This window comes from Nocardioides campestrisoli (genome assembly GCF_013624435.2).
Classification (GTDB): domain Bacteria; phylum Actinomycetota; class Actinomycetes; order Propionibacteriales; family Nocardioidaceae; genus Nocardioides; species Nocardioides campestrisoli.
On sequence record NZ_CP061768.1, the window covers coordinates 1996081 to 2008797 of the forward strand.

Annotated in this window: 13 protein-coding genes; 8 read left to right on the forward strand and 5 right to left on the reverse strand. The window is 71.4% G+C overall.

All coding sequences use genetic code 11. From position 1 onward, the window contains the following. The first annotated feature begins 69 nt into the window (after positions 1–69). From H8838_RS09470 to H8838_RS09485, 4 genes are all read left to right on the forward strand, one after another. A complete protein-coding gene (locus H8838_RS09470) occupies positions 70–657 on the forward strand; it encodes a 2Fe-2S iron-sulfur cluster-binding protein (protein WP_185996220.1) in 588 nt (195 codons plus the stop codon). Next, complete coding sequence (locus H8838_RS09475; RefSeq protein ID WP_185996219.1) at positions 654–1652, forward strand: FAD binding domain-containing protein; 999 nt, start codon at positions 654–656, stop codon at positions 1650–1652. The genes H8838_RS09470 and H8838_RS09475 overlap by 4 nt, the downstream gene beginning before the upstream one ends. Then, positions 1649–3775 carry a xanthine dehydrogenase family protein molybdopterin-binding subunit gene (locus tag H8838_RS09480; RefSeq protein ID WP_185996218.1) on the forward strand — a complete coding sequence of 709 codons (2127 nt, stop codon included), beginning with the start codon at positions 1649–1651 and terminating at the stop codon, positions 3773–3775. Before H8838_RS09475 ends, H8838_RS09480 begins: the two co-directional genes overlap by 4 nt. Before the next feature lie 165 nt (positions 3776–3940). Continuing rightward, on the forward strand, positions 3941–4477 hold the full coding sequence (locus H8838_RS09485; RefSeq protein ID WP_181310934.1) for a DUF1269 domain-containing protein: 537 nt from the start codon (positions 3941–3943) through the stop codon (positions 4475–4477). 144 nt (positions 4478–4621) lie between these two features. Here H8838_RS09485 and H8838_RS09490 read toward each other — a convergent pair whose 3' ends face one another. Both H8838_RS09490 and H8838_RS09495 read right to left on the reverse strand, forming a co-directional pair. Further along, positions 4622–4999, reverse strand: coding sequence for a fluoride efflux transporter FluC (locus H8838_RS09490; protein ID WP_181310935.1), 378 nt, complete (start codon positions 4997–4999; stop codon positions 4622–4624). Further along, positions 4996–5523, reverse strand: coding sequence for a fluoride efflux transporter FluC (locus H8838_RS09495; RefSeq protein ID WP_185996217.1), 528 nt, complete (start codon positions 5521–5523; stop codon positions 4996–4998). The genes H8838_RS09490 and H8838_RS09495 overlap by 4 nt, the downstream gene beginning before the upstream one ends. A 272-nt stretch (positions 5524–5795) precedes the next feature. On the opposite strand from H8838_RS09495, the gene H8838_RS09500 reads away from it, so the two are divergent. After that, the gene (locus tag H8838_RS09500) at positions 5796–6719 is read left to right on the forward strand and encodes an urea transporter (protein WP_181310937.1); all 924 of its coding nucleotides are present in this window, start codon (positions 5796–5798) and stop codon (positions 6717–6719) included. A gap of 60 nt (positions 6720–6779) precedes the next feature. Continuing rightward, positions 6780–7547 (forward strand): ABC transporter ATP-binding protein, encoded by a 768-nt coding sequence (locus H8838_RS09505; protein WP_185996216.1) that lies wholly within the window; start codon positions 6780–6782, stop codon positions 7545–7547. Here the strand turns inward: H8838_RS09505 and arcC are convergent. From arcC to H8838_RS09520, 3 genes are read right to left on the reverse strand one after another with little or no spacing between them, the layout of a single operon-like run. Next, the gene (gene arcC, locus H8838_RS09510) at positions 7541–8467 is read right to left on the reverse strand and encodes a carbamate kinase (protein WP_181310939.1); all 927 of its coding nucleotides are present in this window, start codon (positions 8465–8467) and stop codon (positions 7541–7543) included. The genes H8838_RS09505 and arcC overlap by 7 nt on opposite strands. 1 nt (position 8468) lies before the next feature. Beyond that, complete coding sequence (gene argF / locus H8838_RS09515; RefSeq protein WP_181310940.1) at positions 8469–9470, reverse strand: ornithine carbamoyltransferase; 1002 nt, start codon at positions 9468–9470, stop codon at positions 8469–8471. A 1-nt stretch (position 9471) separates the two neighbouring features. After that, positions 9472–10695: an arginine deiminase gene (locus H8838_RS09520; RefSeq protein ID WP_181310941.1), complete on the reverse strand. Its 1224-nt coding sequence runs from the start codon at positions 10693–10695 to the stop codon at positions 9472–9474. Positions 10696–10851: 156 nt separating this feature from the next. Between H8838_RS09520 and H8838_RS09525 the strand changes: the two genes are divergently transcribed. Together H8838_RS09525 and H8838_RS09530 are read left to right on the forward strand one after the other, a co-directional pair. Further along, positions 10852–12408, forward strand: coding sequence for a YfcC family protein (locus H8838_RS09525; protein ID WP_181310942.1), 1557 nt, complete (start codon positions 10852–10854; stop codon positions 12406–12408). Between the two features lie 104 nt (positions 12409–12512). Continuing rightward, positions 12513–12704 (forward strand): hypothetical protein, encoded by a 192-nt coding sequence (locus H8838_RS09530; RefSeq protein WP_181310943.1) that lies wholly within the window; start codon positions 12513–12515, stop codon positions 12702–12704. Positions 12705–12717: the final 13 nt, after the last annotated feature.

The window sequence follows — 12717 nt, forward strand, 5'->3', positions numbered from 1 at the left end:
GCGCGTGCGTTCAGGGACGTCTCGCGGCTGAGCTGTGTGGCCTGAGGTGGCCGTGGGTACGCGGTGGCCATGGACGCGACCCTCCGACTCCGGGTCGACGGCACCGAGCACACGGTGGCGGTCGACGTGCGGACCACCTTGCTGGACGCTCTGCGTGAACGCGTGGGCGTGACCTCGCCCAAGAAGGGCTGCGACCACGGGCAGTGCGGCTCCTGCACGGTGCTCCTCGACGGACGCCGCCACCTGACGTGCCTCACGCTGGCCGTGGCCCACGACGGGGCCGAGGTGGTCACCGCCGAGGGGCTGGGGCGACTGGCAGCGCGGGCGGACTCGATGCCGGGGAGCGTGGCTGTCGAGCAGGCGCTGCACCCCGTGCAACGGGCGTTCCTGGACCGCGACGGTCTCCAGTGCGGGTACTGCACGCCAGGGCAGATCTGCTCCGCGGTCGGCATGCTGGAGGAGGCGGGACAGGGACACCCCAGTCACGTCACCGAGGACCTGGCCGCCGACGTCGAGCTGACCGACGACGAGATCCGCGAGCGGATGAGCGGCAACCTGTGCCGGTGCGGCGCCTACCGAGGAATCCTCGACGCCGTCCGGGACGTCGCCCGGCCCCAGGAGCCGACCACGGAGCCGACCACGGGGGCGGGCGCATGAAGCCCTTCGACTACGTCCGCGCCGAGAGTCCCGAGGAGGCCGTCGCGCTGGTGGCGGGTGACCCGGGGGCGAGGTTCCTCGCCGGCGGGACGAACCTGGTCGACCACCTCAAGCTCCGGGTCGCGACCCCGGAGCGGCTGGTCGACGTGAGCCGGCTGCCGCTGGACCGGGTGGAGGCCTACGACGACGAGCACGGCCGCGGCCTGCGGATCGGCGCGAACGTGCGGAACAGTGACCTGGCCGCCCACCCGGAGGTCCGGACGTCATACCCTGCGGTCTCCCGGGCGCTGCTCTCGGGCGCCTCGGGCCAGCTGCGGCACCAGGCGACCACGGGCGGCAACCTGCTCCAGCGCACCCGGTGCGTCTACTTCCAGGACGTGACCACGCCGTGCAACAAGCGCGAGCCCGGAAGCGGCTGCTCCGCGATCGGCGGGTACGGGCGCTACCAGGCGGTGCTGGGTGCGAGCGAGTCCTGCGTGGCCACCCACCCCTCGGACCTCGCGGTCGCCCTTGCCGCTCTCGACGCCACCGTCGTGGTGCTGGGTCCAGAGGGCGAGCGTCGGCTTCCCCTCGGTGAGCTGCACCGGCTGCCGGGGGACCAGCCGGAGCTCGACACGACCCTGGCGCACGGCGAGCTGATCATCGCGGTCGAGCTGCCCGAGCAGGCCGTCGCCGTGCGCTCGACCTACCTCAAGGCGCGGGACCGGGCGTCGTACGCGTTCGCGCTCGCCTCCGTGGCGGCCGGCCTGGTGGTCGAGGACGGGGTGGTCCGGGAGGTCCGGCTGGCCTGGGGCGGGGTGGCCCACAAGCCCTGGCGGGCCGCGCGGGCCGAGGCCGCGCTCCTCGGGCGGACGCTCGACGAGGAGACCGTGCGCGAGGCGGCCGAGCAGGAGCTGGCAGCCGCCCGGGTGGCGGAGGAGTCGGCCTTCAAGGTGCCCCTGGTGCGCAACCTGACCATCCACACGCTCCTGAGCCTGGCCGGGGAGGACCGATGACACAGACGCAGGATCCCCCCGAGCAGCGCCCTGAGCCGCTGGTTCCGCGCGCGGTCGGCACCCCGCTCGAGCGGGTCGACGGCGTGGAGAAGGTCACCGGACGAGCTCAGTACGCCGCGGAGCACGCACCCGAGGACCTGCTGCACGCCTGGCTGGTCCAGTCGACCGTGGCGAAGGGCCGCGTCCGCGCGCTGGCCGCCGGGCCGGCGCTCGCGCATCCGGGGGTGGTCTCGGTGCTCGACCACACCAACGCCCCCCGGCTCGCGGACACCGAGAACGCCGAGCTCGCCATCCTCCAGGACCCGGGGGTGCACTTCCGCGGCCAGATCGTCGGCGTCGTGCTGGCCGAGAGCAGCGAGGCGGCGCGCGAGGGCGCTGCCCTGGTGGAGGTGACCTACGACGTGGAGGCCCACGAGGCCGAGCTGCGCGAGGACAACGCCACCCACCGGCCCGAGTCGGTCAACCCCGACATGGAGACCGACACCGACGAAGGCGACGTGGACGCGGCGATCGCCGCGGCCCCGGTCGTCGTCTCGCAGACCTACCGCACCGCCTACGAGCACAACAACCCGCTGGAGCCGCACGCCACGCTGGCCTCGTGGCGGGAGGCCGGCGAGGGTGCCGAGGTGCTCTCGCTGGTGGACTCGACCCAGGGGGTGCACGGGGTGGTCCAGGCACTCGCCCCGATGCTGGGGCTCGAGGCAGACCAGGTGCGGGTCCAGGCGCCGTACGTGGGCGGCGGGTTCGGCAGCAAGGGCGAGGCGCACGCGCACGTGATGGCCGCGGCCCTCGCCGCCCGGACGACGCAGGGGCGTCCGGTGCGCCTGGCGGTCACCCGCCAGCAGATGTTCGCCCTGACGGGATACCGGACCGCGACCATCTCGCACCTGCGGCTCGCAGCCGACCGGGACGGCCGGCTGACCGCGATCGAGCACCGGGTGCAGGAGCAGACCTCCACGCTGCGGGAGTACGCCGAGCAGACCGCCTCGCCCACCCGGATGATGTACGCCGCGGCGAACCGCCGCACCAGCCACCGGCTCGCGGTCCTCGACGTCGCGGTGCCGTCCTGGATGCGGGCGCCCGGCGAGATGCCGGGGATGTACGCCCACGAGGTGGCGATGGACGAGCTCGCCGTGGCCTGCGGACTCGACCCGGTCGAGCTGCGCGTGCGCAACGAGCCCGAGCTGGACCCGGAGACCGGCAAGCCGTTCAACGACCGGCGGCTGACCGACTGCCTGCGTCGCGGCGCCGACCGCTTCGGCTGGTCCCAGCGTCCCGCCGGCCCCCGGGCGACCCGGGACGGCGACTGGTGGGTGGGGACCGGGGTCGCCTCGGCGACCTACCCGGCGGGCCGGATGCCGGGCAACGCGGCCCGGGTGCGGGCGCTGGGGGAGGGGCGTTACGGGGTCTCCATCGGTGCCGTGGACATCGGCACCGGGGCGCGCACCGTGCTCACCCAGATCGCCGCGGACTCCCTCGGCGTCCCGCCGGACTGCATCGACCTGGCGATCGCCGACACCCGGCTCCCGGCCGCGTCGGTGGCCGGTGGCTCCTCCGGGACGAGCTCGTGGGGGACCGCGATCGTGGCGGCCGCGCAGCGGTTCCGCCAGGAGCACGGCGCCGCACCGGCGGCGGGCGCGGAGACGACCGCGGCCGCGGCGGACAACCCGAAGGGCGAGAAGTACGCGTTCCACTCCTTCGGAGCCGTCTTCGCCGAGGCCCGGGTGCACCGCTGGACCGGGGAGATCCGGGTGCCCCGGCTGCTGGGGGTCTACTCGGTGGGGCGGGTGATCAACCCGACGACCGCGCGTTCCCAGCTGCTCGGGGGACTGGTGATGGGGCTCTCCGCGGCCCTGCACGAGGAGTCCTACCGGGACCCGCGGTTCGGGCACGTGGTCACCCAGGACCTGGCCGCCTACCACGTGGCCTCCCACGCGGACGTGCTCGGCATCGAGGCCGAGTGGCTGGAGGAGTCCGACGAGGCCTTCAACCCGATGGGGTCACGGGGGATCGGGGAGATCGGCATCGTCGGGACCGCGGCGGCCGTCGCCAACGCGACGTACCACGCCACCGGGGTCCGGGTCCGGTCCATCCCGGTGACGCCGGACCAGTTCCTGGGCTGACCCCCGTGCCCCTTCGCGGGTGGGCTCGGGGCAAGACCCCAACGTCACGCGGCGACGGGTCGAAGGCCTCTGTGCCCGCCCGGATGGCGCTCCTAGCGTCAGTGTCGTCGGGCCCTGCGAGGGGCCCGGGTCCTCGCGACCACACCCCGACCGTAGGAGCACGACGTGGCAACTCTGACCGTATGGAAGTTCGACACCCCCGACGGGGCGCAGCAGGCCGAGGACGCCCTGGCGGACCTGGCGAAGAAGGAGCTCATCCAGGTCCTCGACGCGGCCACGGTGTCGTGGCCCGAGGGCAAGAAGAAGCCCAGGACGCGACAGGCCAACAGCCTGCTGGCCCCCGCCACCCTGGGCGGCATGTTCTGGGGTCTGCTGTTCGGGGTGATCTTCTTCATCCCGCTGATCGGGCTGGTGGTCGGCGCGGCCTCGGGTGCGCTGGTCGGCGCCCTGACCGACGTCGGGATCGACGACGACTTCATCAAGGAGATCCGGGCGAAGGTCACCCCGGGCACCTCCGCGCTCTTCGTGATGACCTCGGGCGCGGTGCTCGACCGGGTGCACGAGTCGTTGAAGGAGCAGGGCATCCACGGCGAGCTGATCGAGACCAACCTGTCGTCCGAGCAGGAGGCGAAGCTGCGGGAGATGCTCGAGGACGAGGGCGACGGCGAGCGCGAGGGCGCCACCCAGGAGACGCACGGCTGACTCGGAGGGGGCGCCGGGGGCAGCCCGGCGGACGATCGGGGACGGCACGGGACGCCCGTGCCGTCCCCCCTGCCCGTCCCCGAGAGGTCCCGGCGCCCGATCGCTGCCTGCGTGTGCGTCGGGACCCTGCATGCGCACCAGCAGTCAGACGGCGAGTCCCCACCGGTAGCCCAGGAACGCCAGCAGCACGCCGCCGACCAGCACGCCGAAACCGTAGGCCACGGCCGTGCCGTAGTGCCGTTGCCGGATCAGCTCGACAGTCTCGTAGCTGGCGGTGCTGAACGTCCCGTAGCCCCCGAGGTATCCCGTGGAGACGACCGCGCCGACGTCGGTCGCGACCCAGTAGTTGGCGACGAGTCCGGTCACCGCACCGAGCATCAGGGAGCTGGACAAGTTGATGATCGCCGTCGACCAGGCGAAGGGCGACGTGAAGTGCTGCCGGAGCAGTCCGTCCAGAACGAGCCTTGTGACGGCACCCGCTCCCCCCGCCAGGACTACGAGCATGAAGAGCCAGAACGTCATGGCGAGGTGGTCTCCGCCCTGCTGCCGGGTCGTCCAGAGCCAATATGGGCGGCCACGATCCCCAGGAACGCGGCACAGGCGCCCAGAACGACAGTGCCGAGCGCGTAGAGGATGGCGTCCGCGGGACGCGAGTCGTTCAGGAGGACCGCCGTGTCGGCGGTCAACCGGCCGTACGTGGAGAGTCCCCCGCAGAAGCCGGCGCCAATCAGGAGCTTGTAGCGGCCGACCACCCGGGGCGCGGGGGCGGTGCGGGCGAGGAGCTCGTACAGGAAGCCGAGGATGAAGCTGGAGAGCACGTTGACTACGGGCACCATCAGCTGGAGGCCGTCGACGTCGGGGATCCACAGTTCGAACCCCTCGCGGGCCGCCACCCCGACGAAACCGCCGACCATCACCAGGCCGATGGCGGGCAGGTGCAGGTAGTCCGGCCGCCGGTGCAGCCGCGGTGGCTCGTGGTCGGCGGGGCCGTGGTCGATCGGCGCGCCTCGTCGCCCCGGGCTGGAGGAGAAGCCGTCGGCAGTCATGCCGCCGAGCGTAGCTCCGGGCCTCCCGGCACGACAGGGCACACAGGCGCCCAGCGCGGCGGATGGGTAGCCGAGATGAACAGGGTCGTTTGACCATGGGCACGGCGGGGGAGAGGCCGCAGGATCGGAGGTGGGCCAGGACCCGCCGACGTGCGGACACCGGTCTGAGGTGCGCCGGGGCGGCGTGCAGGAGCGGCACCGGGGACAGCTCCTCCACACGGCCGATCGACCACGGGGCTCGCCGGCGCGCGGGCCGAGCGAAGGGATGCGGGATGTGGGTGACCAGAGAGGTCTCCGACCGTCTCGAGGCGGTGACGTGGCGCGCGCTTTGCCGGGGACCCGCCCAGATCTTCTTCCAGCGCAGTCCGTGGACCGGTCTGCTGATCATGGCGGCGTTCCTGGTGGCCGACTGGCAGATGGCGGTCCTGGCCGCGATCGGCACCGTCGTCTCCACCCTCTCCGGGTGCGTGCTGCGGTTCAGCGCGGACAACGTCGCGCTGGGCATGCAGGGGTTCAACGGGTGCCTGCTGGGTGCGGCGATGTTCGCGGCGCTGGGCACCCAGGGCTGGGCGTACCTGCTGACGGCGGTGGGCTCCGTGGTGGCTGCGCTGCTGACCGCGTTCTTCGCCTGGCTCCTCGCCTCGGACGGGCTCAAGGCCTACAACCTGCCCTACACCACGGCGCCGTTCTGCACGGCAGCCTCGATCATGTACGCAGCCTCGACGAGCGTGCACCTGGACTCCACCGCCAAGCACGTCACCGACGGCACGGGGGAGGCGTTCTGGCGCTCGATCCTGAGCAACGTCTCCGAGGTGGTGCTGGTCAACAGCGCCTGGGGCGGCGCGCTGATCCTGATCGGGCTGTTCATCTCCTCCTGGAAGGTCGGGCTCGCGGCGCTGATGGGCAGCGTGATCGGCACCCTGTGCGCCTTCGCCATGGGCGAGACCAACGCCACCCTCGACGCCGGCCTGGCCGGGTACGCCGGTGTGCTGACCGCCATCGCGCTGGCCGTGACCTTCCACCACTCCAGCACGGCGTCGTGGCTCTACGCCGCCTTCGGTGCGGTCGTCACCGCGGTCGTCACCCTCCTGATGAACGACGCGACGACGTTCCCTCACTACACCTGGCCCTACATCCTCCCCACCTGGGTGCTGCTGGTGGTGGGCGCCTCCTTCTCCTTCCTCAAGCGGACCTAGCCGGGGCCTCGTGCGCCCGCGACGCGGTATCGACCGGACCCGGCGGGGGAGTGATGGCACGTGCAGCTCACGGTGACCGGCCTGCGGGTGTCCGGCCAACAGTCCGCGGAGGCCCGGTCCGCGGAGACCCCGCTGGCACCCCTGCGGCTCGCCACGGGGGAGTGCGTCCTGATGGCCGGGGCGCCGGGGCCGGGGCACACGGCGCTGGCGCTGACGGTCTCCGGCCGTCACCCCGAACCCACCGGCACCGTTGAGCTGGTCGACGAGGACGGGACCACCACTACCTCGGTGGGGCGCCTTCGCCGGGTCACCGCGCTCGTCGACGCGCCGGGCGCGCTCCAGGGCACCGACGTCCCCCGGGTCCTGGACGTGGTGGCAGCAGCGCTGGCGCAGGCCCGCCGCCCCTCGCATGCCGGGGCCAGCGTCCGGTGGCTCGCAGCACGAGGGCTCGAGGACAGACGGCACGACCGGCTCGACGCCCTGTACGGCCCGGACCGCACAGGAATGCTGACCCTGCTGGCCGCGGAACGCCCCGAGGTGCGGTTCCTGGTGCTGGCGCTCCCGGACCGGCACGGCGGGGACCCGGCCCACTGGTGGTCCCTTGCCCAGACCCTCGGTCACCTCGGCTTCGGGGTGCTGGTCGCCTGCCTGTGGACCACCGCACGCGAGCTGGGCGCGGAGCCGGCGCCGTACCGCCCGGACGCCGTGCCGTCGTTGGCGGTGGCACTGCGGCTGAGACCGTCCTCACCGGGCCCCGGGTTCCTCGGGCAGTTGCCCAGGCACGCACTGGACGAGGCGCCGAGTCGTCGGCTGCCCCCGGCTCAGTGACCCTTGTAGCGCCCGGTGGGGGTGACGATGGTGCCGGCGGAGCCGTCGAGCATCGCGGCTGCGTCGTCCAGGCTGCCGATCGCGGCGAAGCCGCCGGTCAGCTCGACGAACCGTGAGGCAGCCTCGACCTTCGGGCCCATGGAGCCGGCGGGCATCCCGAGAGCTCGCAGGCTGGGGGGCGAGGCACGCCGGACCGGGACCTGGTCCGGGGTGCCCCAGTGCTGCATCACGGCAGGTACGTCGGTGAGCACGAGCAGGGCGTCGGCGTCGAGAGCCTCGGCGAGGACGGCGCTGGCGAGGTCCTTGTCGATGACCGCCTCCACACCCACGAGCTCGCCCTTGTCGTCGCGCACCACGGGCACCCCGCCCCCGCCCGCGCAGACGACGATCGCCCCGCTCTCCAGCAGCAGCCGGATCAGCCGGGTCTCGACGATCCGCTGGGGCCTGGGGGAGCCGACCACGCGGCGCCAGGCGTTCCCGTCCCGGGCCATGTCCCAGCCCCTCGCCACGCTCAGGTTGTGGGCGGTCTCCTCGTCGTAGGTCTCACCGACGAACTTGGTCGGGTTCTCGAACGCGGGGTCGTTGGCCTCGACCAGGGTCTGGTTGATGATCGCGGCGACCGGCTTGAACGAGATCTCGTTCTGCAGGGCCTGGAGCAGCCAGTAGCCGATCATCCCCTGGGTCTGGGCACCGAGCACGTCGAACGGGTAGGGCGAGGAGAGCCGGGGGTCCGAGGCGCTCTGCAGGGCCAGCACGCCCACCTGCGGTCCGTTGCCGTGGGTGATCACGAGCTCGTGGTGCTCGGCCAGCGGCGCCAACGAGGTCACCGCCCGCCGTACGTTGGCCTCCTGGACGTCGGCGTCGGGCTTCTGCCCTCGCTGGAGCAGGGCGTTGCCGCCCAGGGCGACCACGATCCGCATCTCAGCCTCCGAGGGTGGCGACCAGGACCGCCTTGATCGTGTGCATCCGGTTCTCGGCCTGGTCGAAGACGATCGAGTGCCTGGACTCGAAGACCTCGTCGGTGACCTCGAGGGCGTCCATGCCGGTGCGCTGGTAGATCTCCTCGCCCACCTTGGTGTGCCGGTCGTGGAACCCCGGCAGGCAGTGCATGAACTTCACGTGTGGGTTGCCGGTGGCCTCCAGGACCCCCATCGCCACCTGGTAGTCCCGGAGCAGCTCGATCCGCTCGGCCCACACGTCGGCCGGCTCGCCCATCGAGACCCACACGTCGGTGTAGATGAAGTCGGCCCCCCGGACCCCCTCCGCCACGTCCTCGGTCTGGGTGATCCGGGCGCCGGTCTCCTCGGCCAGCGAGGATGCCGCCCCGACGATTTCGGGGGCGTTCCACAGCTCGCTGGGCGCGACGATCCGCACGTCCATCCCCATCATCGCGCCCGTGACCAGCAACGAGTTGCCCATGTTGTTCCGGGCGTCGCCCAGGTAGGCGAAGGCGATGTCGCGGTCCTGCTTGGCGCAGTGCTCGCGCATGGTCATCATGTCGCAGAGCATCTGGGTGGGGTGCCACTCGTCGGTCAGCCCGTTCCACACCGGCACCCCGGCGTACTCGCCGAGGACCTCCACGTTGTTCTGGCTGGACCCCCGGTACTCGATGCCGTCGTAGAGACGGCCCAGGACCCGGGCGGTGTCCTCCATCGACTCCTTGTGCCCGATCTGGGAGCCGGTCGGGTCCAGGTAGGTCACCGAGGCACCCTGGTCGTGGGCGGCCACCTCGAAGGAGCACCGGGTACGGGTCGAGGTCTTCTCGAAGATCAGCGCGATGTTCTTGCGCACCAGCCGGGGCTGCTCGGAGCCGGCGTACTTGGCCTGCTTGAGCTCGGCGGACAGGTCGAGCAGGAACCGCCACTCCTGCGGGGTGAAGTCCAGCTCCTTGAGGAAGTTGCGGTGACGCAGGTTGAAGGCCATCTCAGATCCCCTCGCGGTCCAGCGGGCACGACATGCACCGGGGACCGCCGCGGCCACGGCCGAGCTCGGCGCCCGGGATCGTGATCACCTCGATGCCCTTGCGTCGCAGGTAGGTGTTGGTGGTGACGTTGCGCTCGTAGGCGACCACCACGCCGGGCCGCAGCGCGAGCACGTTGCAGCCGTCGTCCCACTGCTCGCGCTCGGCGGCCCGGACGTCCTGGGTCGGGGTCAGCACCCGGATGTCGTCCAGGCCGAGGGCCTGCGCGATCGCCTTGTGCATGTCCTCCGGCGGGTGGGGGGTGACGGCGAGCTCGTCCTCCTCCTCGCCCTGCTCGATGGTGAACGAGGGGAGCATGCCCAGGCCGGCGTACTTGGTGAACGTGTGGTCGTCGACCATCGTCATCACGGTGTCCAGGTGCATGAACGCCCGGGACATAGGCATCTGGAGCGCCACCACGGTGCGTGCGCTGCCCGCCTTGAAGAGCTTGCGTGCCAGCCGCTCAACGCCCTGGGGGGTGGTGCGCTCGCTCATCCCGACCAGGACCGCGCCCCGGCCGATCACCAGGATGTCGCCGCCCTCGGTGGTCGCCTGACCGTTGATCGACCCCTCGCCCCAGAGGCGGAAGTCCTCCCCCTTGAACAGGGGGTGGAAGCGGTAGATGGCCTCGTAGTGGACGGTCTCCCTCATCCGCGCCCGCTTGCGCATCGAGTTGATCGAGACCCCGTCGTAGACCCAGGCCGAGGTGTCCCGGGTGAAGAGGTGGTTGGGCAGCGGCGGGAGGAGGATGTCCTCGTCGTGCAGAGCCTGGATCACCACGGACGACGGCGTGTCGGTGCGCTCCAGCAGCTCCGCCTTGGTCATCCCGCCGATCAGCACCTCGGTCAGCTCGTCGTCGGGCATCAGGTCGAACAGGTCGCGGATGAGCGGGGTCGCGACAGGCCCGTAGACCAGCTCGTTGACCGTGCCGTCCAGGACGTGGGCGCGGGCGTCCTCGATGGCGAGGGTCTCCCTCAGCAGATCGGCGAGCAGGTGCACCTGGATCCCCTCCTCACGGAGGGCACCGGCGAACGCGTCGTGCTCGTGCTGGGCCCGTCTGACCCACAGCACGTCGTCGAACAGGAACTCGTCCTTGTTGCTCGGCGTGAGCCGCTTGAGCTCGAGTCCCGGTCGGTGCAGGATCACCCGCTTGAGCAGACCCACCTCGGATTGAACCTGGAACGCCATCGGGCTCCTCCTTCTGATCGTGTCGTCCCAGGCAACCGCGTGCACCGCCCCGGCATGAGGGCCGGAGGTCACCTCCTCCCAGGGACCTACGACAGGTCTCGGCTGCCGCGGGTCGGTGCTTCGCTGACCAGGACGTCGCTGCAGAGAGGCCTGCCCATGTCGACCAACGATCGGCCCACCCACCCGGAGCCGGACAGCTCAGAGCCCGACCCGTTCTCCCCCGACGCGGACCAGCCGAAGTCCTTCCGGTTCCCCAGCGCCCTGACCGTGCTGTTCGCAGTCACGGTCCTGGTCTGGCTCCTGGCCTTCGTCATCCCCACCGGCACGTACCAGACCGACGGCGACACCGGGCGTCCGGTGCCCGGGACCTACGAGCGGGTCGACGCGGGTCTCTCCTTCGGGGACCGGCTGATGCAGTTGTTCCTGGCCCCGGTCAACGGGCTGTACGGCGTGCTCAACGGGGACGGCTTCGTCGGTCCCTACGAGAGCGGCGAGCTCTACGGTGCTGCCGGCGTGTTCCTGTTCGTGCTGGCCATCGGTGTCTTCATCACCCTGGCGATGCAGACCGGCGCGATCGACAACGGTGTCGCCCGGGTCGCGCTGCGCATGCGGTCGCGGGGCTGGCTGCTGATCGCGGTCCTGATGGTCCTGTTCTCCATCGGCGGCACCACCGAGGGGATGGCCGAGGAGACCCTGGGCTTCTACACGCTGGTGATCCCGCTGATGCTCGCGCTGGGCTACGACCGGATGGTCGCGACGGGGACGATCATGGTCGGTGCCGGGGTGGGAGTCCTCGCCTCCACCGTCAACCCGTTCGCCACGGGTGTCGCCTCGGACTCGGCAGACATCTCCATCGGCGACGGCATCGGCTTCCGGCTGCTCATGTACGTCCTGCTCGTCCCCATCGCCATCTGGTGGGTGCTGCGCTACGCCAAGCGAACCAGGGCGGACTCCACGAAGTCGTTGGTGGGCCCCGTCGAGGGCGACGACGAGCTGATCGCCCAGGGCGTGCGTGACGTCCAGCGACTCTCGGGCCGTGACCGACTCGTGCTCACGCTGGTGGGTCTGACCTTCGTCTTCATGATCTTCGCGATCGTGCCGTGGGCGCAGATCATCAACGGTCCCGAGGCAGACAGCTACGTCTGGCAGCTGGACTGGTACTTCCCCGAGCTGGCTGCGCTCTTCATCGTGATGTCGCTGGTGGTAGGCGTGGTCGGCGGGCTGGGGGAGAAGGGCGTCACCGACGGCGTCGTCCGGGGCGCCGGCGACTTCATCGGGGTCGGTCTGGTCATCGTCCTGGCGCGCGGCGTCACCGTGATCATGAACAACTCCGAGATCACCGACACGGTCCTGCACTCCATGGAGCGCGCGGTCTCCGACACCTCCTCGTGGGTCTTCGGCGGGCTGATGTTCCTGGTCAACGTGCCGCTGGCGTTCCTGGTCCCCTCGACGTCGGGGCACGCGGCGCTGGCGATGCCGATCCTCGCGCCCCTGGCGGACTTCGCGGGAGTCTCCCGGGCCATGGTGGTCACCGCCTTCCAGTCCGCCTCCGGCGTGGTCAACCTGATCACCCCCACGTCCGCGGTGGTGATGGGCGGGCTGGCCCTGGCCAAGGTCCGCTACGACCAGTACCTGCGGTTCGTGATGCCGCTGGTCGGGATCCTGTTCGTCGCCTCCCTGGTCCTGGTGTCCATCGGCGCCGCGATCTCCTGAGGTCGGTCCTGGTCTCCCGACCTCGGGCAGGCAGGCCCTAGGTCCTCCCTCGGACCGGTCCCTCGGCCCTCCTGGGCAGGGGGCCGGACGACGAGGCTGGAGACATGACCGTCTACCAGCACCCGCAGGCATCCCGCACCGTCGGACCCGGGTTCCTGGAGCGAAGGCGTCGCACCGGTCTGGTGCTCAGCATCCTGCTGCTCCTCGCGCTCGGCGTGGGCGTGGGTGCGGCGGTCGGGGCGGCCCTGGCGGAGATCCTGACCACCGTGCTCTCGCACGTGAAGACCGACATCTGAGCGGAACGGCCGG

Coding starts and splice junctions, on each gene's coding strand:
- H8838_RS09470 (WP_185996220.1), top strand. CDS start 70: ATGGACGCGACCCTCCGACTCCGGGTCGACGGCACCGAGCACACGGTG.
- H8838_RS09530 (WP_181310943.1), top strand. CDS start 12,513: ATGACCGTCTACCAGCACCCGCAGGCATCCCGCACCGTCGGACCCGGG.
- H8838_RS09480 (WP_185996218.1), top strand. CDS start 1,649: ATGACACAGACGCAGGATCCCCCCGAGCAGCGCCCTGAGCCGCTGGTT.
- H8838_RS09490 (WP_181310935.1), bottom strand. CDS start 4,999: ATGACGTTCTGGCTCTTCATGCTCGTAGTCCTGGCGGGGGGAGCGGGT.
- argF (WP_181310940.1), bottom strand. CDS start 9,470: ATGGCCTTCAACCTGCGTCACCGCAACTTCCTCAAGGAGCTGGACTTC.
- H8838_RS09525 (WP_181310942.1), top strand. CDS start 10,852: ATGTCGACCAACGATCGGCCCACCCACCCGGAGCCGGACAGCTCAGAG.
- arcC (WP_181310939.1), bottom strand. CDS start 8,467: ATGCGGATCGTGGTCGCCCTGGGCGGCAACGCCCTGCTCCAGCGAGGG.
- H8838_RS09475 (WP_185996219.1), top strand. CDS start 654: ATGAAGCCCTTCGACTACGTCCGCGCCGAGAGTCCCGAGGAGGCCGTC.
- H8838_RS09500 (WP_181310937.1), top strand. CDS start 5,796: ATGTGGGTGACCAGAGAGGTCTCCGACCGTCTCGAGGCGGTGACGTGG.
- H8838_RS09495 (WP_185996217.1), bottom strand. CDS start 5,523: ATGACTGCCGACGGCTTCTCCTCCAGCCCGGGGCGACGAGGCGCGCCG.
- H8838_RS09520 (WP_181310941.1), bottom strand. CDS start 10,695: ATGGCGTTCCAGGTTCAATCCGAGGTGGGTCTGCTCAAGCGGGTGATC.